Origin of the sequence: Agromyces seonyuensis, assembly GCF_009789225.1 — a bacterium.
Lineage (GTDB): Bacteria > Actinomycetota > Actinomycetes > Actinomycetales > Microbacteriaceae > Agromyces > Agromyces seonyuensis.
Window position 1 is genome coordinate 1 of record NZ_WSTA01000005.1, and the last position, 20,392, is coordinate 20,392.

The window sequence follows — 20,392 nt, forward strand, 5'->3', positions numbered from 1 at the left end:
GGGAACAGCTGCGGAAGTTCGTGACCTGGGTCACCGGCAAGCACACGCAAGCCGAACTGGATGGCACCGCGACCGGCCGCTCGTTCCGGCGCCAGATCGCGTGGTGCTGGGACGTGCAGCCGAGCCTGGGCCCGTGCGAAACGATCCACCACGCCGTCCTCGTCGACGGCATCTGGGTCGGCACCTGGTGTCTGCTGATCGCGCTCAGCGACACCGGCCGCGTCCTGGCCTGGCAATGGTGCGGCGGGGAATCCGTAGCGGCATGGACGGCCCTGTTCGAGCGGATCCCCGCACCTGGCGTCCTCGTCAGCGACGGCGGGACCGGGCTGCCGACGGCGCTGCACACCTGCTGGCCCGAAACGAAGCACCAGCGCTGCCTGTTCCACCTGCAGATGAACATCACCCGGCACCTGACTCGCACCCCGCGCACCGAGGCCGGCCGCGCCCTGCGCGGCCTGGCCATGCAACTCAGCGGCATCTGGAGCATCGAGGACGCCATCGTCTGGCAGCAACGCCTCGATCAGTGGTGGCAGGCCTTCGGCCACCTCACCCGCGAACGCACCCTGCTGCGCAACGGACACTTCGGCTTCACCCACGACCGGCTCCGCAAGGCCTGGTTCCTGATCCGCACCGTCGTGGCCAGACAAACCGTGTTCACGTACCTGCTCTACGGCAACCCGCGCACGACCTCACCGCTGGAAGGCGGGATCAACAGCCAGATCCGTGACCTGCTCCGACGCCACCGAGGCATGAGCGAAGAACACCGCAGACGCGCCGTCGAGTGGTTCCTGACCCTCCACGAACTGCCACTCGAGCAGGCCCTCGCACTGGCCAAAACCACGCCCCCGAGCCCGACGAACAAGGCGACGCCACCCGAACACGCCTCGCCCTACGACACCGGACTCAGCGACGAAGAAGGCCTCTGGACCAGGAAAGGCTGGGCCGGACGCAGCTGACACGCCCGAGACATCCACTCTTTCTGGCCGATAACCCACAACCCCGAAACGAACCCGGAAAACACGAAAACCCCCGGCGAACCGGGGGTTTTCTCTGGTGGGCGATACTGGGATCGAACCAGTGACCTCTTCCGTGTCAGGGAAGCGCGCTACCGCTGCGCCAATCGCCCAAGGCTGATACAAGGTATCAGCTTGGAGGTGGATACGGGATTCGAACCCGTGTATACGGCTTTGCAGGCCGCTGCCTCGCCTCTCGGCCAATCCACCGTGAGCCTGGGTTCACCATCGGGTTCACCACCTCAGAATGAAACCGAGTCTTTCGACTCGGCTCCCATTCGAGCGGATGACGAGATTCGAACTCGCGACCCTCACCTTGGCAAGGTGATGCGCTACCACTGCGCCACATCCGCAATCGCGTCGGCTTCGGGTCTCTCGACTCGCTGCCTCGGCTAGCTCGTCCGCGTTGCTGCGAACAGGTAAAACCATAGCCCAGGGTTTCCGGCCTCGCAAATCGAGCGAAGCTGAGCGGCGTGTTCCGCAGGATTCCGCGGATGTTCACGGAACGGGGCCCTGCGGGCAGGTTCGCCCACCCCGTCCGGGAGTCCGAGAACGGTCCGCCACCACGGCCCTTCCGACCGATTGGGCGACGGGCAGACACTCCGTCGACGGGAATCATGACCGGTGCTCGCCGTTGCGGCGCGGCTGGCGCCGGCCGCGTCTTCCACCGGCCGCCAACGGGACCGCCGGCCTCCCCGTGGTCCCCGTCGGTGCACCGCGGCGAGCCGCGGCGCGCCCGGGCCGTCGCGTCGATGTGCAGAGTCACCGAATCGTCGGCTAGTATCTACCTCGCGGTTCCGGCGCGTTCGGGGTCGTACTTGGGCGATTGGCGCAGCTGGTAGCGCGCTTCCTTCACACGGAAGAGGTCGTCGGTTCGAGCCCGGCATCGCCCACGGAATTACCTCAGGAACCCCCGCCTCGGCGGGGGTTCCGTCGTTTCCGGGCTTGCCTCGCACCCGACACGCCAGGCCCGCTCCTCCGGCAATCCGCAGGATTCCGCCACGATCGTGATGAGCGCCCGCTCCCCCACGGGCGCGACGGAGGCGAAGATGTCGGTGCGGAATTCGTTGCTCGCGATCCTGTCCCAAGGCGCGTGCTACGGCTATCAGCTCAAGTCGGAGTTCGAACGACGGACCGGCGGCGGACGCCGCCTGAACGTCGGACAGGTCTACGCCACGCTCGAACGGCTGGAGCGCGACGGGCTCGTGGAACGCAGCGACGCCGACCCCGAAGGGCGCGCCTTCTTCGTCGCCACACCGGCGGGGCGCCGCGAGGCCGCCGACTGGCTGGCCGGCGAAACGTCGAACGGCGAGGAAATGCTCGACGGCCTCGCCGAGAAGCTCGCGCTCGCGCTCACCCTCGTGGGGGTCGACCGCGGCCGACTGCTGGACCGCCACCGCGTCGCCGTCGAGACGGCGCTCGCCGGCGCTCGGTCATCCCGGGACGGCGTCGTCGACCCGAACGAGACCGAGGGCCTCGCCGCGCTCGTCGTCGCGGACGCCCGCGTCGCCCGCCTGGAAGGCGTGCTGGAGTGGCTCGATCGACTCGAGGTGCGACTTCGGTCCGCGGCCGACGGCCACGCTCCGGCGCCGCTGCCGATCCACGGCGAGTCGCCGCGGCGGGGCCGCCCCCGCAAGGCCTCGTCGACCGCGGCCTGAGCCGGACGAGCGTCGCTCACCCTGGCCCCGGAGCCGGTCACCGGGTCGGATCGACCGCCCCGGCCACCGGCCCGATCAGGCCCAGCCGTAGCGGGCGCGCACCGCGTCGGCAATCCGGCCGTACGCGGCCGCGTCGAGCGCGGCGGCCTCACGACGCATCCCCTCGGCGCGCACCAGGAACACGCGACCGAGGTCGACCCAGCTGCCGCGGCCCGAGGCATCCCAGGCCCCGCTGCCGATGGCGAGGTACTCGGCTTCGCCGGCGTGCGCCTTGCTCGTCAGCTGCAGGGCGAGGAAGCCGCCTCGGCCGTCCGCCGCGACGACGACCACGGGTCGATCCTTGCCCCGGCCGTCCGCTTCCTCGTAGGGCACCCAGGTCCAGACGATCTCGCCGGGATCCGGCGCTTCGTCGTCATCCGGCGCGTAGGCGACGCGGACGCCCTCGAGGGAGCGCGGATCGATCTCGCGCGTCGCCGACGGCCCGCTGCGCCCGGGCGACTCCGCTGGAGCGCGGAAACCCGCCGGCACCCCGGTCGTGGGAGCGGGGGCGGCGGGCGGGGTGCTGCCGGAGCCGAAGAGTATCTCCAGGAAACGCCCGAGGGCGGTGGGGCGGCGCCGGGTGTTCGTCACACCCGTCACCGTACCCCACCGCCCTCGCGGTGGATCGGAGATCACGCGTCGGCGAGCGCGTAGCCCTCTTCGCCGTGCACGGCGGTGTCGACGCCGGCGATCTCGTCCTCGTTCTTGATGCGGAAGCCGATGGTCTTCTCGATCGCGAAGCCCAGGACCAGGGCGACGACGAACGAGTAGATCAGCACGCCGAGGGCCGCGACGAGCTGCAGGACGAGCTGCTCGTAGTTGCCGCCGACGAAGAGGCCGGTGCCCGTGGCGAAGAAGCCGAGGTAGAGGGTACCGATGAGGCCGCCGACGAGGTGCACGCCGACCACGTCGAGCGAGTCGTCGAAGCCGAGCTTCCACTTGAGCTCGATCGCCAGGGCGCAGACGGCACCGGCGACGACGCCGAGGACGAGCGACCAGCCCGGGGTCAGGTTGGCGCAGGAGGGGGTGATGGCGACGAGGCCCGCGACGGCACCGGAAGCGGCGCCGATCGAGGTGGACTTGCCGTCCTTGATCTTCTCGACGACGATCCAGCCGATGATGGCGGCGGCGGTCGCGCCCAGCGTGTTGACGATGATGAGGCCGACCGACGAGTCCTCGGTGCCGAGGAGGTTGAAGGTGCCCTCGGCGCCGGCGTTGAAGCCGAACCAGCCGAACCAGAGGATCGAGGCGCCGAGCATCACGAGCGGCACGTTGTGGGGCTTGTTGATGCCCTTCTGGAAGCCGACGCGCTTGCCGAGGACGATCGCGAGGGCGAGGGCCGCCGCACCGGCGTTGATGTGGACCGCCGTGCCGCCCGCATAGTCGATCACCGAGGCGTCGAAGCCGAAGGTGTCGCCGAGGCCCATGATCCAGCCGCCGCCCCAGACCCACGCGGCGACGGGGAAGTAGACGACGGTCGCCCAGACGCCCGCGAAGAGCATCCAGGACCAGAACTTGGCACGGTCGGCGATGGCGCCGGAGATGAGCGCGACGGTGATGATCGCGAACGTGGCGCCGTACGTCGCGCCGACCAGCGTGTCGCTGTCAGCCGAACCGAGGCCGAAGTCGCTGAACGGGTTGCCGGCGAAGGCCCACGTGCTGTCGACCGCGCTCATGTTGAAGCCGTAGAGCACCCAGAGCACGCTGACGAGGCCGAGGGCCCCGAAGCTCATCATCATCATGCTCACGACGGACTTGGCCTTGACCAGACCGCCGTAGAAGAACGCCACACCGGGCGTCATGAACAGCACGAGCGCCGTCGCTGCGACGGACCATGCGAGATTTCCCGCGTCCATAGATTCCTCACACCTCTTCGAGTTTGCAGGGGACCCGCTCCGGAGCGGCTCGGCTGCCTGTCGCGGGTGGGGATTGCGTACTCAGAATGCGAGGAGGAGGTTTCGCGGACCGTCGGCGGGTGTTTCGCAACGGTTACGAAGAAACTTGCCGTGTAAACAGCGTGTTTCGACGAGCCGACCCGACGCCGAGCGTTCGACGTGGATCCGCCCGGCGAGGCGGCAGGCCGCCGCCCGGGGCGTCGCTGCGCCCTACGCGCCCGACGGGTCGGCGGAGGCGAGCGCGATCATGCGGCTCATCGCGCGCAGGTACTTCTTGCGGTAGCCGCCGCCGAGCATCTCCTGGTCGAACGCCTCGTCGAGCGCGAGCCCGGAGGAGACCACGGGGATCTCCGCGTCGTAGACGCGGTCGAAGAACGCGACGAGCCGAAGCGCGGCGTTCTGATCGTGCAACTCGTGCACGCCGCGGATCGCGATGACGTCGAGGCCGGCGAGCAGCTTGACGTACTTCGACGGATGCACCGAGGCGAGGTGCGAGATGAGTCCGTCGAAATCGTCGACCGAGACGACCCGGCCGGCATCGGCGAGTCCGGCGACGAGGGCGTCGAAGGATGCCTCGTCGCGCACCGGCGCATGCCCCTCGATCGCGCGGCGGCGGTAGTCGTGCCCGTCGATGCGCAGGGTCTCGAAGTTGGAGGAGAGCGCGTGGATCTCGCGGAGGAAGTCGGCCGCCGCGAAGCGGCCCTCGCCGAGGGCGTTCGGCGGCGTGTTCGAGGTCGCCGCGACGCGCGTGCCGCCGGCCATGAGCTCGCCGAGGAAACGCGTCATGAGCATCGTGTCGCCCGGGTCGTCGAGCTCGAACTCGTCGATGCAGATGAGCTTGGCGCCCTGGAGGAGCTGCACCGCGGCCGCGTATCCGAGCGCGCCGACGAGCGCCGTGTACTCGATGAACGTGCCGAAGTACTTCGGCCCCGGCGCACGGTGCCAGAGCGCCGCGAGCAGGTGGGTCTTGCCGACGCCGAAGCCGCCGTCGAGGTAGACGCCCGGCAGTTCCGGGGCCGCCTTCGGCTTGCGCCCGAAGGAGAAGAGACCGCCGGACTTGACCGGCGCCGACCAGGCGCCGGCGAACGACTGCAGCTTCTCCAGTGCCGCCTGCTGGGAGGCGAAGTCCGCATCGGGCCGGTACGACTCGAACGAGGCATCCGCGAACTGCGGCGGCGGCACGAGCGAGGCGGCCATCTCGACGGCGTCGATCGTGGGGACGCGGTCGACGATGCGCACGGCGGCGGCGGTGGGCGGAAGCGTCATGGAGAACCGTTCGCTCGGAAGTGTTGCTTCGGATTGCCCCGGATGACGCGGGAGGGTTCCGCGGCGCGGTGCGGCGCGTACATTCAGGGGCGGACGGAGCCCAAGCCTAGCCGCCGTCCCCGAGTCGTCATTGCCCGCGAACCGGCCGCCGCGCGGCCGGCATCCCGTTCGTTCCACAGGAGGAACCATGCCCGCCGAGCTCGATCCCGCCGAGAAGTTCGCCGCCTACGCCAACCCCCACCGCCTCGTGTCGACGGAGTGGCTCGCCGCGCACCTGGAGGACCCGGCCGTCCGCATCGTGGAGTCCGACGAGGACGTCCTGCTCTACGAGACGGGCCACATCCCCGGTTCGGTCAAGATCGACTGGCACACCGACCTCAACGACCCCGTCGTGCGCGACTACGTCGACGGCGAGGGCTTCGCGAAGCTGCTCTCGTCGAAGGGCATCGCCCGTGACGACACGATCGTCATCTACGGCGACAAGAACAACTGGTGGGCCGCCTACGCGCTCTGGGTGTTCACGCTCTTCGGCCACGAGGACGTCCGTCTCCTCGACGGCGGTCGCGACCTCTGGATCGCCGAGGGCCGCGAGCTCACGACCGAGGCCACTGTGGTCGAGCCCGTCGAGTACCCCGTCGTCGAGCGCGACGACGCCCCCATCCGCGCCTACAAGGAGGACGTGCTCGCCGCGATCGGCACCGAGCCGCTCATCGACGTCCGTTCCCCCGAGGAGTACACCGGCGAGCGCACCCATATGCCCGCCTACCCGGAGGAGTCCGCCCTGCGCGGCGGCCACATCCCGACCGCCGCCTCCGTGCCGTGGGCGCGCGCCGCGGCCCCCGATGCGACCTTCAAGTCCCGCGACGAGCTCGACGCCATCTACCGCGACGAGGCCGGACTCGGCGAGGCCGACCGCGTCATCGCGTACTGCCGCATCGGCGAGCGCTCGAGCCACACCTGGTTCGTGCTCACGCACCTGCTCGGGTACCCGAACGTCCGCAACTACGACGGCTCGTGGACCGAGTGGGGCTCGAGCGTGCGCGTGCCGATCGTGACCGGCGCCGAGCCCGGCTCGCTCTGACCGTCCACCGCGGGGCGGGGCATCCGAACGAGGATGCCCCGCCCCGCGGCCGTGCGCCGAGCGCACCCGCACCGGAACGGCGACGGCGCCCCGGTGGGAGAATGACCGTGCCAGAAAGGACACGATGACCGAGAACCTGCCGGCGCCCCTCGCCGAGATCCGCGACGAGTTCCTCGCCCTGGAGGTGCGCGAGCGCCTGCAGCTGCTCCTCGAGTACTCGAACGAGCTCCCGGAGCTGCCCGAGCGCTACCGCGACCACCCCGACCTCTTCGAGCGCGTACTCGAGTGCCAGTCGCCGGTCTTCCTCTTCGTCGAGGTCGACGAGCACGGCGTGCACCTCTACGCGACCGCGCCGGCCGAGGCGCCGACCACCCGGGGGTTCGCGTCGATCCTCGCGCAGGGCATCGACGGCCTGTCCCCCGACGAGGTGCTCGCGATCCCCGGCGACTACCCGCAGTCGCTCGGGCTCGCCGCGGCCGTCTCGCCGCTGCGCGTGCGCGGCATGACCGGCATGCTGGCCCGCGCGCAGCGTCAACTCGGCGAACGGCTCGCCGCGGCCGGCTGAGCCACCCGACGACGGCCCGGTCGTCCGAGCGCGGAGCCGCCCGATCGGCGCCGGGCGACGTCAGTCGCGCGGCGGCAGCGCGTCGAGCCAGCCGACGACCTCGCGCTCCCAGCGCTCGGGGTCCTGGTTCCAGAGCTTCGTGTGGCGCGCACCCGCCCACTCGTCGAGGCGGACGAGGTCGGGGCGGGCCGCCGCGAGACGCCGCGAGCCGTCGATCGGCACGAACCCGTCGTCGACGGAATGCAGCACGAGTACCGGGGCCACGAGCCCGTCCGCGGCCGCTGCGGCATCCAGGGCATCGAGATCGATGGGCGCCTCGGCGCCCGTCAGACCGAGCAGCCGCGAGCTCCGCAGCACGTCGCCGACGACGCCGGCGAAGCGCTCGGGCAGACCGATCTCCCCGCCCTGGAAGCGCAGGATGTCGCTCCAGTCGACGGCGGGCGAGTCCAGGATGAGCCCCTCGACGGTGTCCCGCGCCTCGGCGGAGTGCAGCACCGTCTGCACCGAGATCGCCCCGCCCATGGACCACCCGAGCAGCACGATCCGCCGAGCGCCGTGGGCCCGGGCGTAGGCGATCGCCGCGTCGACGTCCGGCCACTCGGTCCCGCCGAGCCCGTAGCGACGGTCGGCGCTCTCGGGGGCCTCGCCGTCGTTGCGCCAGGAGACGAGCAGGCTGTCCCAGCCGGCTGCCCGCACGGCGTCGACGGCTCGCAGTCCCTCCTGCCGTCGCGTGCCGCGGCCGTGGACCATGACGATCCAGCGCCCGTCGGGCTCGTCGGCGGGGATGTGCCAGGCGGGCGCCGGCCCGAGCGGGGTGTCGATGACGACGTTCGTGTAGTCGTGGCCGAGTTCCCAGGGTCCGAGGTGCCACCAGCCGGCGAAGCGTCCGGCGCGGGCCCGTTCGAGGCGGCCGAAGTCGACCGACTCGATGCGGCGGCGCACCGTGGTCACGCCCTCGTCGAGCACGTCGCCGAGGCGCGCGTGCCCGGATTCCTGGTTGAACCAGAAGCTGTAGCGCCCGCGCATGCGGGACTCGTCGGTCGCCGCCAGCACGATCTCGTGGTTGGCGAGGTCGACCGAGACGATGCGCTCGGGCTCGTCGCGCTTCGACGGCGGCGTGAGCACCCGGCGTGCGAGCGCGACTGCGAGGGCTCCCGCACCGAGGGCGATCGAGCCGCCCACGACGGCCGCTCCGGCCAGCATCCCGAGTGCGACGCGCCCGTTCCCCGACGCGTTCCGAACCGTTCCCGCCACCGCGTGCTCCCTTCCGCGGGGCGACGGCGGACGGTCGGCGTGCCGTCGTCGTCCGCCCCTGCGCAGACTCTAGTCTGCACACGTGTCCGAGTCCGCCGAGCACCCCCCTGAGTTCGCGGCCGCCCTCGACGCCTTGCGTCGGGCCCGTCATCGCGATGATCTCGTCGTGTCCGAAATCCCTGCGCCGGGTTCGCTCGCGCCGTATGCGACGGCATTGTCGGCCGATGTCGCCCCGCCGACGCACGGCATCGATTCCGAACTCGGCACGGGGCGCTTCGTCCTTCTGTACGACCCCGACGAGCCGGAGGCCTGGGGCAGCCGGTTCCGCATCGTCTGCTTCGCCGAGGCGCCGTTGGAACCCGAGATCGGCATCGACCCGTTCCTCGCCGACGTCGCCTGGTCGTGGCTCGTGGATGCGTTGGACGCCCGCGGCGCGCGCTACGTCGCCGCCTCGGGCACCGCGACCAAGATCCTCTCGACCGGCTTCGGCGAGCTCGCGCGCCAGGGCGACGGCGCCCGCATCGAACTGCGCGCATCGTGGAGCCCGCTCGACTCCGACGTCACCGCCCACGTGGAGGGCTGGGGCGAGCTGTTGTGTATGCTCGCCGGGTTGCCCCCGCGCGCAGAGGGGGTGACGGTTCTTCCGAGGCGGAGGTCGCGACGTGGGTGAGTACCGGGTCATCGATGGCGCCGGTGAGTTCGAGCAGGCGGTCGCCGCGATCGCCGCGGGCGAGGGCCCCGTGGCCGTCGACGCGGAGCGCGCGAGCGGCTTCCGGTATTCGCAGCGCGCCTATCTGATCCAGGTCTTCCGCCGCGGCGCCGGCGTCTTCCTCTTCGACCCGCCCGCCATCGGCGGCTTCGCGTCGCTCCAGGCCGCGATCGGCGAGGAGGAGTGGGTGCTCCACGCCGCGAGCCAGGACCTCGCCTGCCTCCGGGAGGTCGGCCTCGACCCGGCACGCATCTTCGACACTGAGCTCGCGGCCCGGCTGCTCGGGCTGCCGCGCGTCGGCCTCGGCCCCGTCGTCGAGGAATTGCTCGGCGTGCACCTGAAGAAGGAGCACTCGGCGGCCGACTGGTCCACCCGGCCCCTCCCCCAGGCGTGGCTCGAGTACGCCGCCCTCGACGTCGAACTCCTCGTCGACGTGCGCGATGCGATGGCCAAGCGGCTCGTCGCGGCCCGCAAGACCGGGATCGCCGGGGCCGAGTTCGAGGCGGTGCTCCGCAAGGAGCCGAAGCCCGCCGCCGCCGACCCGTGGCGACGGCTTTCCGGCCTCTCGAGCATCCGTTCGCCCCGGCAGTTGGCGATCGCCCGCGAGCTGTGGCTCGAACGCGACCGCCTCGCCGTCGAACTCGACCTGGCGCCGGGCCGCCTCGTGCCCGACTCCTCGCTCCTCGCCGCGGCCAAGGCCCAGCCCCGAGCGCGCCGCGAGCTCGCCGACCTCCGGGCCTTCACGGGCCGGGCGAGCCGCAGCGAGCTCGACCGCTGGTGGGCCGCCGTGCAGCGCGGCATCGCCGAGACGCAATTGCCGCCGATGCGCGTGCCGAGCGAGGGTCCGCCGCCGCACCGCGGCTGGGCCCACCGGCATCCCGACGCGGATGCCCGGCTGCGCACCGCGCGTCCGGCCGTGCAGGCCGCCGCCGACGTACTCGGCATGCCGACCGAGAACCTGTTGACGCCCGACCACCTGCGCCGCGTCGCGTGGCAGCCCCCGCAGCCCGCGGACGCCGAGCACATCGGCGCGGCGCTGGCCGCCCTCGGCGCCCGGGACTGGCAGATTGCGGCGACTGCACAGATCATCGCCGCCTCGTTTGTCGAGGCGGAACAAGCCCTCATGGACGCCGAGTCCGACCCTTCGTAGGTTCCGGCAACCGCTCGGCTGCCGTTCGGAGTGCGTTCGTAGGATGCGATGAATCCGAATTGAAAGGCGGCGGCAGCGTGGCTGAACGAGCTGATGTCGTGTTCGTCGACGGGGTCCGTACCCCGTTCGGTCGAGCCGGTGAAAAGGGCATGTACTGGGGAACCCGGGCGGACGACCTCGTCGTCAAGGCCATCACGGGACTGCTCGAGCGGAACCCTTCCCTTCCCAAGGACCGGGTCGACGATGTGGCGATCGCTGCGACGACGCAGCAGGGCGACCAGGGCCTGACCCTCGGCCGGACGGCGGCGATCCTCGCGGGCCTGCCCATGTCGGTCCCGGGCTTCGCGATCGACCGCATGTGCGCCGGCGCCATGACGGCGGTCACCACGACCGGCGCCGGTATCGGCTTCGGCCAGTACGACGTCGTCATCGCGGGCGGCGTGGAGCACATGGGGCGTCACCCCATGGGCCTGGACGCGGACCCGAACCCCCGCTTCCTCACCGAGGGGCTCGTGGCCGGCGATGCGCTCAACATGGGCAACACCGCCGAGCGTCTCCACGACCGCTTCCCCGAGCTGACCAAGGAGCGCTCCGACCGTTTCGGCATGCGCAGCCAGCAGAAGGTGCAGGCGGCCTACGAGGCCGGCCACCTCCAGCCCGACCTCGTGCCCGTGGCGATCCGCTCGGAGCAGGGCTGGGGCCTCGCGACCGAGGACGAGGGACGTCGTCCCGGCACCACGATGGAGGGTCTGGCGCAGCTCAAGACGCCGTTCCGCCCCCACGGCCGCGTGTCGGCGGGCAACGCCTCGCCCCTCACCGACGGCGCCACCGCGGCGATCCTCGCGAACGCGAAGACCGCCAAGGAGCTCGGTCTCTCGGTCAAGATGCGCATGGTGAGCTTCGGCTTCGCCGGCGTCGAGCCCGAGGTCATGGGCATCGGCCCGATCCCCTCGACCGAGCGCGCACTGAAGAACGCGGGCCTGACGATCGAGGACATCGGCCTCTTCGAGCTGAACGAGGCCTTCGCCGTGCAGGTGCTGAGCTTCCTCGACCACTTCGGCATCGACGACGAGGACCCCCGCGTCAACCCGTGGGGCGGCGCGATCGCCATCGGCCACCCGCTCGCCGCGTCCGGCGTGCGCCTCATGATCCAGCTCGCCCGCCAGTTCGAGCTGCACCCCGAGGTGCGCTACGGCCTCACGGCGATGTGCGTGGGCCTCGGCCAGGGCGGCAGCGTGATCTGGGAGAACCCCCACCACAAGCACTACGGAAAGGGCCGCTGAACGCGATGACCGACTACTCGAAGATCGACTTCTCCGAGCTGACCGCCGTCTCCGACGACGAGGTCGTCACGCACAGCTACGTGCGCGACATCCCCCTTGCCTCCGGCAAGACGCTGGCGCTCATCACGCTCGACAACGGCCGCGACCACACGCGTCCGTCGACGCTCGGCCCGGTGACCCTCCTGGAGCTGAACGACCGCCTCGAGGAGCTGAAGGTCCGCGCGGCCGCCGGCGAGATCGACGCCGTCGCGATCACGGGCAAGCCGTACTTCCTCGCCGCGGGCGCCGACCTGTCCAAGGTCAGCGAGATCCCGAGCCGCGAGGCGGCCCTGAAGCTCGGCCAGCTCGGCCACTACGTGCTCGGCAAGCTCGGCGATCTCGGCGTGCCCTCGTTCTGCTTCATCAACGGCCTCGCCCTCGGCGGCGGCGTCGAGATCGCGCTGAACTGCGACTACCGCACGATCGACGCGGCCGCGCCCGCCGTCGGCCTGCCCGAGGTCTTCCTCGGCATCATCCCCGGCTGGGGCGGCGCCTACCTGCTGCCCAACCTCATCGGCATCGAGAACGCCCTCAAGGTGATCGTCGAGAACCCGATGAAGAACAACCGGATGCTGAAGGCCAAGGACGCCGCCGAGCTCGGCATCGCCGACGTCGTGCTCGCCCCGGTGAACTTCCTCGAGGACTCGATCAAGTGGGCCGACGGCGTGCTCGGCGGCAAGATCGCCGTCAAGCGCCCGAACCAGCCCGGCAAGCTCGAGCGACTCGCCAAGTGGGACATCGCGATCGGCATCGCCAAGAAGGCCATCGAGGGCAAGATCGGCACGACCGCCAAGTCGCCGTTCGCTGCGCTCGAGCTCCTGAAGGCCGCCAAGTCCGGCACCAAGGCCGAGGGCTTCGCCCGCGAGGACGAGATGCTCGCCGACCTCATCGCCGGCGACCAGTTCCACGCGTCGATCTACGCGTTCAACCTCGTGCAGAAGCGTGCGAAGCGCCCCGCGGGCGCCCCCGACAAGTCGCTGGCCCGCAAGGTCAACAAGGTCGGCATCATCGGCGCCGGCCTCATGGCGAGCCAGTTCGCGCTGCTGTTCGTGCGCCGCCTGCAGGTGCCCGTCGTCATCACGGACCTCGACCAGGCCCGCGTCGACAAGGGCCTCGCGTACATCCGCGACGAGATCGGCAAGCTCCAGGAGAAGGGGCGCGTCTCCTCCGACGAGGCCAACCGCCTCCGCGCGCTGGTCTCGGGCACGACCGACAAGTCCGATTTCGCGGACTGCGACTGGGTCATCGAAGCCGTCTTCGAGGACCTCGCCGTCAAGCAGCAGGTCTTCGCCGAGGTCGAGCCGTTCCTGGCCGAGACGGCGATCATCGCGACGAACACCTCCTCGCTCTCGGTGGAGCAGATCGGCGCGAACCTCGCTCACCCCGAGCGCCTCGTCGGCTTCCACTTCTTCAACCCGGTGGCGATCATGCCGCTGATCGAGATCGTGAAGACGCCGCAGACGGATGACGCGACGCTCGCGACCGCGTTCGCGACGGCCGCGAAGTTGAAGAAGAACGCCGTCCTCACGGCGGACGCCCCCGGCTTCGTGGTCAACCGCCTCCTCGCCAAGGTCATGGGCGAGGCGGCCCGTGCCGTCGACGAAGGCACCCCGGTGCCGGTCGTCGAGCAGGCGCTCGCGCCGATCGGCCTCCCGATGGGCCCGTTCGAGCTCATCGACCTCGTCGGCTGGGCGGTCGCGGCCCACGTGCAGGACACGATGGTGCGCGAGTTCCCCGAGCGCTTCTACTCCTCGGAGAACTTGCATGCCCTCTCCAAGCTCGGCGGCCCCGTCGTCGAGAAGGACAAGCACGGCAAGGTCACCGACCTCACCAAGGAGGCCAAGAAGGCCATCACGGTCGGCAAGAGCCCCGTCGACGCCGCGACGATCCTGCGTCGCGTCGAGGACGAGCTCGCGGGCGAGATCAAGCTCATGCTCGACGAGGGCGTCGTGGCCGCGGCCGAGGACATCGACCTCTGCCTCATCCTCGGCGCCGGCTGGCCCTTCCAGGCCGGCGGCGCGACGCCGTACCTCGACCGGGTCGGCGCCTCGGAGCGCGCCTTCGGCGACACGTTCCACCACCCGAAGATCGTCGGCCTCTCCGCGTAAGCCGGCATCCTCGACCGAACGGCCCCGTCCCGCCTCGTGCGGGGCGGGGCCGTCCGCATTCGGCCGAGGATGTCCGAGGGCGGCGTTAGCGTCGCAGGATGACCCGCTACCGCTACTACGTCGCCTCGAGCCTCGACGGCTTCATCGCCGACCGCGACGGCTCGCTCGACTGGCTGCTGGCGTTCGGCATGGACGAGTTCGCAGCCGGCTACCGCGCCTTCATCGCCGAGGTCGGGGCCATCGTCATGGGCCGTTCGACCTACGACTTCGTGCACGGCGAAGGGCCGGCCGCCTGGGACTACGTGGTGCCGGCCTGGGTGCTCACGAACCGCGTCGCGGAGGGCGTGCCCGGGCGCGACATCCGCTTCCGGGCCGCCTCCCCCGCCGAGTTGCGCGACGAGCTCGAGGCGGCCGCGGGCGGCCGCGACGTCTGGCTGGTCGGCGGCGGCGGCCTCGTCGCGGAGTTCGCGGCGGCCGGCATGCTCGACGAACTGATCGTGAGCGTCATGCCCGTCGTGCTCGGCGCCGGCGCGCCGCTCCTGCCGCTCGCGACGAACCGGAGCCTCGAGCTGACCGGCACCACGACGTTCCCGAGCGGGGCCGTCGAACTGCGCTATCGCATCGCAGCCACCGGCTCCGCTCCGGCCGGCAGGCCGGACGCAGACGCCGTCCGAGGCGACGAGTAGGCTTGACGCTCGGGTCGAGAGGGGTCGGCCCGCATCACACATCAGCACTACTCGGGGGAGAAACACCAGATCATGCAACGCATCCAGTTCGCCGCCCTGTCCGCCATCGCCGTCGCCGCCGCGCTCACGCTCGCCGGCTGCTCGACCAGCTCGGAGCCCGCCGAGACCACCGCCGCCGCAGGCTCCTGCGAGGTCATCCGCGTCCAGGTTCGCGACATCAGCAACGGCGCGCAGAACAAGCTCGCCATGGTCACCGACCCGGCGGCCGACGGCGAGTACCTCGGCGATCTCATCACCCGGGTCGACGAGCTCAAGGCCGACGCCGAGTCCGACGAGGTCGTGGCCAAGCTCGACGACCTCGAGACCGCCCTCACCGAGGCCCAGACGACCGTCGAGGCGCTGCCGACGCCGACCGAGGACTCGGAGACGCCCGACACCACCGAGCAGTCCGAGGCGGTCAGCAAGTCCGCGACCGCGGTCACCGTGGCGTGCGACGCCGAGTGAGCTGATCCGGCAGCGACGGGGCGGCGGCGAGGAGACTCGCCGCCGCCCCGTCGGCTTTTGCGGTTGCGGCGTCGAGCGACCGGCGCGGCGCGCCTCCGGCCGACCGGCGGCGACGGCGCGGCCGGGGTGGACGCGCCGGATCGGCGCCCCGTTCGGATCAGCGGTCGGCGCGCGTCGCGATGATCGGCGTCGCCCCGGTCTCCCCCGTCGCCGGCCGCGCGTGCGGCAGCTTCGAGCCGAGCACCATGTCGGTGACGTCGCGGGCGATCTGCTGGGCGCTGAGGCCCGCGCGCTCGAGGATCTCGGCGCGGGTCGCGTGGTCGAGGAACTCGTCCGGCAGGCCGAGCTCCGTCACGGCCGTGTCGACGCCGGCCCGTCGCAGATCCTGACGGATGCGCGTGCCGACGCCGCCGACTCGGATGCCGTCCTCAAGGCTCACGACAAGGCGGTGCTCGCGCGAGAGCTCGATGACGCTCTCGGGAACGGGCACGACCCAGCGCGGGTCGACGACGGTTGCGCCGATGCCCTGCGCCTCGAGGCGCTCGGCGACCGCGAGGCCGGTCTCGGCCATCGGGCCGACGGTGACGATCAGCACGTCCTGCTGCGACGTCTCGGCGAGCACGTCGACGCCGTCCGCGGTGCGGCGGACCGCGTCGATCGGGGCGCTGACGGAGCCCTTCGGGAAGCGGATGACCGTGGGCGCGTCATCCACGACGACGGCCTCGCGCAGTTCTTCGACGAGCCGTTCCGCGTCGCGCGGCGCCGCGATGCGGATGCCGGGGACGACCTGGAGGATCGCCAGGTCCCACACGCCGTGGTGGCTCGGACCGTCGGGGCCGGTCACGCCGGCGCGGTCGAGCACGAACGTGACGCCGGCCTTGTGGAGGGCGACGTCCATGAGCACCTGGTCGAAAGCGCGGTTGATGAACGTGGCGTAGACGGCGACGACCGGGTGCAGGCCGCCGAACGCGAGGCCGGCCGCCGACGCCGCGGCATGCTGCTCGGCGATGCCGACGTCGAAGACGCGGCTCGGGAAGCGCTCCGCCATCTTGTGCAGCCCGGTCGGCCGCAGCATCGCGGCCGTGATGCCCACGAGGTTCGGTCGGGCGGCGGCGAGCGAGGCGAGTTCGTCGGCGAACACGCCCGTCCAGGACGGCTTGGACGAGGAGTCCAGCGGTTCGCCCGTCTCGGGGTCGATCTGCCCGACGGCGTGGAACTGATCGGCGATGTCCCGGCGGGCGGGCTCGTAGCCGCGGCCCTTCTCGGTGATCGCGTGGACGATGACGGGCGCGCCGTAGTCCTTCGCCTGGCGCAGCGCCTCCTCCATCGCCTGCTCGTCGTGGCCGTCGATGGGACCGACGTACTTGATGTCGAGGTTCGAGTAGAGCGCCTCGTTGTCGGTGAAGCGGCTGAGGAAGCCGTGCAGGCCGCCGCGCACGCCGCGGTAGAACGAGCTCGCGGGGCTGCCGAGGCGATCGAACGCGCGGCGGCTCGAGAGGTGCAGCTCGCGGTAGCCCTGCTTGGTGCGCACCGAGTTCAGGAACCGGGCCATGCCGCCGATCGTCGGGGCGTAGGAGCGGCCGTTGTCGTTGACGACGACGATGAGCTTGCGCGTGTTGTCGTCGGAGATGTTGTTGAGCGCCTCCCACGTCATGCCGCCCGTGAGGGCGCCGTCGCCGACGACGGCGATGACATGGCGATCGCGCTGACCGGTCATCTCGAACGCCTTCGAGATGCCGTCGGCCCAGGACAGGGAGCTCGACGCGTGCGAGGACTCGACGATGTCGTGCTCGGACTCGGAGCGCTGCGGGTAGCCGGCGAGGCCGCCCGCGAGGCGCAGGCGCGAGAAGTCCTTGCGGCCGGTGAGGAGCTTGTGCACGTACGACTGGTGGCCGGTGTCGAACACGATCGCGTCGCGGGGCGACTCGAACACCCGGTGGATGGCCAGGGTCAGCTCGACGACGCCGAGGTTCGGACCGAGGTGGCCGCCCGTCTTCGACACCTCGCGCACGAGGAACTGCCGGATCTCGCCGGCGAGCTGCTCGACCTCCGCAGTCGAGAGACCGTCCAGGTCCCGCGGACTGTTGATGTGCTCGAGCAGGGTCATTCGCGTTGCCTCCGGGATGGTGCGGCGCACGGCCGCGGAACGGGTTCGAGTCTACGCCGGGCGCACCGACGGCTCGGCGAACAAGGAGGGGGCGGGCGATCCGTCCGGATCGCCCGCCCCCTGGATGCGCTTCGTCAGACGAGGCTGCGGAGCACGTACTGCAGGATGCCGCCGTTGCGGTAGTAGTCGGCTTCACCGGGCGTGTCGATGCGGACGACCGCGTCGAACTCGACCGTCTCCTTGCCCGCGGCGGAGTGCTCGCTGGGCGCGGCGACGACGCGCACGGTCTTCGGCGTGACGCCCTCGTTGAGCTGCTCGAGGCCCGTGATCGAGACGACCTCGGTGCCGTCGAGGCCGAGCGACTTCCAGCTCTCGCCGGCCGGGAACTGCAGCGGGACGACGCCCATGCCGATGAGGTTCGAGCGGTGGATGCGCTCGAAGCTCTCGGTGATGACGGCCTTCACGCCGAGGAGGCTCGTGCCCTTGGCCGCCCAGTCGCGCGACGAGCCGGAGCCGTACTCCTTGCCGCCGAACACGACGAGCGGGGTGCCCTGCGCCTCGTAGTTCTTGCAGGCGTCGTAGATGTAGGACTGCGGCGCCTCGGCCTGGGTGAAGTCGCGGGTGTAGCCGCCCTCCACGATCTGGCCGTCGTTGACCGCGGCGACGAGCTCGTTCTTCAGGCGGATGTTCGCGAACGTGCCGCGGATCATGACCTCGTGGTTGCCGCGGCGCGAGCCGTAGGAGTTGAAGTCCTTCTGCGCGACGCCGTGCTCCCGGAGGTACTGCGCAGCGGGCGTGCCGCCCTTGATGCTGCCGGCCGGGCTGATGTGGTCGGTCGTGACCGAGTCGCCGAGGGTCGCCATGACGCGGGCGCCGGAGATGTCGGCGACCGGGGTCAGGTCCATCTGCATGCCCTCGAAGTACGGGGCCTTGCGGACGTAGGTCGAGTCGGCGTCCCATTCGAAGATCGGACCGGTCGGGGTGGGCAGGCTCGTCCAGCGCTCGTCGCCGTCGAAGACGGTGGCGTACTGCTTGATGAACTGCTCGCGCGAGATCGAGGCGTCGATGATCTCCTGCACCTCGTCGGGCGCGGGCCAGATGTCCTTGAGGAAGACGGCGTCGCCGTTCGCGTCCGTGCCGAGCGCGTCGCTCTCGAAGTCGAAGTTCATCGTCCCGGCGAGGGCGTACGCCACGACGAGCGGCGGGGAGGCGAGGTAGTTCATCTTCACGTCGGGGCTGATGCGGCCCTCGAAGTTGCGGTTGCCCGAGAGCACCGCGGTGACGGCGAGGTCGTTGTCGTTGATCGCCGAGGAGACCTCTTCGATCAGCGGGCCCGAGTTGCCGATGCAGATGGTGCAGCCGTAGCCGACGGTGTAGAAACCGAGGCCTTCGAGCGCCTTGTCGAGCCCGGACTTCTCGTAGTAGTCGGTGACGACCTTCGAGCCCGGGCCGAGGGTGGTCTTGACCCACGGCTTCGACTTCAGGCCCTTGTCGAGCGCCTTCTTCGCGAGCAGGCCCGCGGCGATCATGACCGAGGGGTTCGACGTGTTCGTGCACGACGTGATCGCGGCGAGGGCGACGGAGCCGTGGTTCAGCGTGAAGCTCGGGCCGTCGGCGAGCGTGACCTTCGTCGGCTTGGAGACCGAGTGGGGCGCGTGCGAGTGGTGGTGGTGCTCGTGGTGGCTGTACTCGTCCTCCGGCGACAGGCCGGGCGGGTCGGAGGCCGGGAACGACTCGGAGATCGTCAGGTCGACGAGGTCGTGGTCGTCGTCGGCGTAGTTCGTCAGGTCGACGTTGAACTGCTCCTTGGCGTTCGAGAGCAGGATGCGGTCCTGCGGACGCTTCGGGCCGGCGATCGAGGGGACGACGGTGCCGAGGTCGAGCTCGAGGTACTCGCTGAAGGCCGGCTCGCTGTCGGCGTCGTGCCAGAGCGTCTGGAGCTTGGCGTACTCCTCGACGAGGGCGACGGCCTTCTCGTCGCGGCCGGTGAGGCGGAGGTAGTCGAGCGTGACGTCGTCGATCGGGAAGATCGCGGCGGTCGAGCCGAACTCCGGGCTCATGTTGCCGATCGTGGCGCGGTTCGCGAGGGGCACCGAGGCGACGCCGGCGCCGTAGAACTCGACGAACTTGCCGACGACGCCGTGCTTGCGCAGCATGTCGGTGATCGTGAGCACGACGTCGGTCGCGGTGACGCCGGCGGGGATAGCGCCGGTGAGCTTGAAGCCGACGACGCGCGGGATGAGCATCGACACGGGCTGGCCGAGCATCGCGGCCTCGGCCTCGATGCCGCCGACGCCCCAGCCGAGCACGCCGAGGCCGTTGACCATCGTCGTGTGCGAGTCGGTGCCGACGCAGGTGTCGGGGTAGGCGCGGAGGACGCCGTCGACGGTGCGGTCGTAGATGACCTTGGCCAGGTGCTCGATGTTGACCTGGTGGACGATGCCGGTGCCCGGCGGGACGACCTTGAAGTCGTCGAAGGCCGTCTGGCCCCAGCGGAGGAACTGGTAGCGCTCGCCGTTGCGCTCGTACTCGATCTCGACGTTGCGCTCGAGGGCGTTCTCGGTGCCGAAGAGGTCGGCGATGACCGAGTGGTCGATGACCATCTCGGCCGGCGAGAGCGGGTTGATCTTGGCGGGGTCGCCGCCGAGGGCGGTGACCGCCTCGCGCATGGTGGCGAGGTCGACGATGCAGGGCACGCCGGTGAAGTCCTGCATGACCACGCGGGCCGGCGTGAACTGGATCTCGGTGTCGGGATCGGCCGAGGGCACCCAGCTGCCGAGCGCCTCGATCTGCTCCTTGGTGACGTTGGCGCCGTCCTCCGTGCGGAGGAGGTTCTCGAGGAGCACCTTCAGGCTGAAGGGCAGCTTCTCGTAGCCCGGGACGGTGTCGATTCGGAAGACCTCGTAGGTCTCCTCACCGACCTGGAGCGTCGACTTCGCTCCGAAACTGTTGACTGCAGACACGCTGCCCTCCTCTGGCCTCGCCGCGACGGAGCGGCGCAAACTCAATTGTCTTGCAACGGAATCGTCGCCACC

16 protein-coding genes and 4 tRNA genes are annotated in these 20,392 nt (G+C 70.6%); 11 read left to right on the forward strand and 9 right to left on the reverse strand.

The genetic code is table 11. The features are described 5' to 3' along the window. Positions 1-956: IS1249 family transposase (locus GB864_RS01930; protein ID WP_160422671.1), on the forward strand; the 956-nt coding region annotated here is incomplete at its 5' end. 95 nt (positions 957-1,051) lie between these two features. On the opposite strand, the gene GB864_RS01935 is transcribed toward GB864_RS01930, so the two are convergent. From GB864_RS01935 to GB864_RS01945, 3 genes are all read right to left on the reverse strand, one after another. Then, positions 1,052-1,126, reverse strand: a tRNA-Val gene (locus tag GB864_RS01935). A 23-nt stretch (positions 1,127-1,149) separates the two neighbouring features. Then, positions 1,150-1,223, reverse strand: a tRNA-Cys gene (locus GB864_RS01940). Between the two features lie 71 nt (positions 1,224-1,294). Next, positions 1,295-1,366: transfer RNA gene (locus GB864_RS01945), tRNA-Gly, on the reverse strand. A 467-nt stretch (positions 1,367-1,833) separates the two neighbouring features. Between GB864_RS01945 and GB864_RS01950 the strand changes: the two genes are divergently transcribed. After that, positions 1,834-1,906 (forward strand) — tRNA-Val (locus GB864_RS01950). A 117-nt stretch (positions 1,907-2,023) separates the two neighbouring features. After that, entirely contained in the window at positions 2,024-2,671 is a 648-nt protein-coding gene (locus tag GB864_RS01955) for a PadR family transcriptional regulator (protein ID WP_160422672.1), read from the forward strand. Positions 2,672-2,746: 75 nt separating this feature from the next. Here GB864_RS01955 and GB864_RS01960 read toward each other — a convergent pair whose 3' ends face one another. The 3 genes from GB864_RS01960 to zapE all read right to left on the reverse strand — a co-directional run bounded on the left by GB864_RS01960 (position 2,747) and on the right by zapE (position 5,871). Then, on the reverse strand, positions 2,747-3,301 hold the full coding sequence (locus tag GB864_RS01960; protein ID WP_336603838.1) for a type II toxin-antitoxin system PemK/MazF family toxin: 555 nt from the start codon (positions 3,299-3,301) through the stop codon (positions 2,747-2,749). Between the two features lie 41 nt (positions 3,302-3,342). Further along, positions 3,343-4,566, reverse strand: a complete 1,224-nt coding sequence (locus tag GB864_RS01965) for an ammonium transporter (RefSeq protein WP_160422673.1) — start codon at positions 4,564-4,566, stop codon at positions 3,343-3,345. A gap of 249 nt (positions 4,567-4,815) precedes the next feature. Next, a complete protein-coding gene (zapE, locus tag GB864_RS01970) occupies positions 4,816-5,871 on the reverse strand; it encodes a cell division protein ZapE (protein WP_160422674.1) in 1,056 nt (351 codons plus the stop codon). Positions 5,872-6,058: 187 nt separating this feature from the next. Here zapE and GB864_RS01975 point away from each other — a divergent pair, with 187 nt between their 5' ends. Both GB864_RS01975 and GB864_RS01980 read left to right on the forward strand, forming a co-directional pair. After that, entirely contained in the window at positions 6,059-6,952 is an 894-nt protein-coding gene (locus GB864_RS01975; protein WP_160422675.1) for a sulfurtransferase, read from the forward strand. 124 nt (positions 6,953-7,076) lie between these two features. Then, entirely contained in the window at positions 7,077-7,517 is a 441-nt protein-coding gene (locus GB864_RS01980) for a SufE family protein (RefSeq protein WP_160422676.1), read from the forward strand. Between the two features lie 60 nt (positions 7,518-7,577). Here GB864_RS01980 and GB864_RS18890 read toward each other — a convergent pair whose 3' ends face one another. Further along, complete coding sequence (locus GB864_RS18890) at positions 7,578-8,771, reverse strand: alpha/beta fold hydrolase (RefSeq protein WP_160422677.1); 1,194 nt, start codon at positions 8,769-8,771, stop codon at positions 7,578-7,580. A gap of 82 nt (positions 8,772-8,853) precedes the next feature. Here GB864_RS18890 and GB864_RS01990 point away from each other — a divergent pair, with 82 nt between their 5' ends. From GB864_RS01990 to GB864_RS02015, 6 genes are all read left to right on the forward strand, one after another. After that, positions 8,854-9,441: a DUF3000 domain-containing protein gene (locus GB864_RS01990; protein WP_160422678.1), complete on the forward strand. Its 588-nt coding sequence runs from the start codon at positions 8,854-8,856 to the stop codon at positions 9,439-9,441. Further along, a complete protein-coding gene (locus GB864_RS01995; protein WP_160422679.1) occupies positions 9,434-10,630 on the forward strand; it encodes an HRDC domain-containing protein in 1,197 nt (398 codons plus the stop codon). The genes GB864_RS01990 and GB864_RS01995 overlap by 8 nt, the downstream gene beginning before the upstream one ends. A 77-nt stretch (positions 10,631-10,707) precedes the next feature. After that, complete coding sequence (locus tag GB864_RS02000) at positions 10,708-11,913, forward strand: acetyl-CoA C-acyltransferase (RefSeq protein WP_160422680.1); 1,206 nt, start codon at positions 10,708-10,710, stop codon at positions 11,911-11,913. A 5-nt stretch (positions 11,914-11,918) separates the two neighbouring features. Beyond that, positions 11,919-14,060 carry a 3-hydroxyacyl-CoA dehydrogenase NAD-binding domain-containing protein gene (locus GB864_RS02005; RefSeq protein ID WP_160422681.1) on the forward strand — a complete coding sequence of 714 codons (2,142 nt, stop codon included), beginning with the start codon at positions 11,919-11,921 and terminating at the stop codon, positions 14,058-14,060. Between the two features lie 98 nt (positions 14,061-14,158). Then, on the forward strand, positions 14,159-14,746 hold the full coding sequence (locus GB864_RS02010) for a dihydrofolate reductase family protein (RefSeq protein ID WP_160422682.1): 588 nt from the start codon (positions 14,159-14,161) through the stop codon (positions 14,744-14,746). A gap of 72 nt (positions 14,747-14,818) precedes the next feature. Continuing rightward, positions 14,819-15,250 (forward strand): hypothetical protein, encoded by a 432-nt coding sequence (locus tag GB864_RS02015; protein WP_160422683.1) that lies wholly within the window; start codon positions 14,819-14,821, stop codon positions 15,248-15,250. A gap of 157 nt (positions 15,251-15,407) precedes the next feature. Here the strand turns inward: GB864_RS02015 and dxs are convergent, their stop codons facing one another. After that, the gene (gene dxs, locus GB864_RS02020; RefSeq protein WP_160422684.1) at positions 15,408-17,357 is read right to left on the reverse strand and encodes a 1-deoxy-D-xylulose-5-phosphate synthase; all 1,950 of its coding nucleotides are present in this window, start codon (positions 17,355-17,357) and stop codon (positions 15,408-15,410) included. 134 nt (positions 17,358-17,491) lie between these two features. Beyond that, positions 17,492-20,320: an aconitate hydratase AcnA gene (locus GB864_RS02025; protein ID WP_160422685.1), complete on the reverse strand. Its 2,829-nt coding sequence runs from the start codon at positions 20,318-20,320 to the stop codon at positions 17,492-17,494. Between the last annotated feature and the right edge of the window lie 72 nt (positions 20,321-20,392).

Coding starts and splice junctions, on each gene's coding strand:
- GB864_RS01955 (WP_160422672.1), top strand. CDS start 2,024: ATGAGCGCCCGCTCCCCCACGGGCGCGACGGAGGCGAAGATGTCGGTG.
- GB864_RS01965 (WP_160422673.1), bottom strand. CDS start 4,566: ATGGACGCGGGAAATCTCGCATGGTCCGTCGCAGCGACGGCGCTCGTG.
- zapE (WP_160422674.1), bottom strand. CDS start 5,871: ATGACGCTTCCGCCCACCGCCGCCGCCGTGCGCATCGTCGACCGCGTC.
- GB864_RS01975 (WP_160422675.1), top strand. CDS start 6,059: ATGCCCGCCGAGCTCGATCCCGCCGAGAAGTTCGCCGCCTACGCCAAC.
- GB864_RS01980 (WP_160422676.1), top strand. CDS start 7,077: ATGACCGAGAACCTGCCGGCGCCCCTCGCCGAGATCCGCGACGAGTTC.
- GB864_RS02005 (WP_160422681.1), top strand. CDS start 11,919: ATGACCGACTACTCGAAGATCGACTTCTCCGAGCTGACCGCCGTCTCC.
- GB864_RS02010 (WP_160422682.1), top strand. CDS start 14,159: ATGACCCGCTACCGCTACTACGTCGCCTCGAGCCTCGACGGCTTCATC.
- GB864_RS02015 (WP_160422683.1), top strand. CDS start 14,819: ATGCAACGCATCCAGTTCGCCGCCCTGTCCGCCATCGCCGTCGCCGCC.
- dxs (WP_160422684.1), bottom strand. CDS start 17,357: ATGACCCTGCTCGAGCACATCAACAGTCCGCGGGACCTGGACGGTCTC.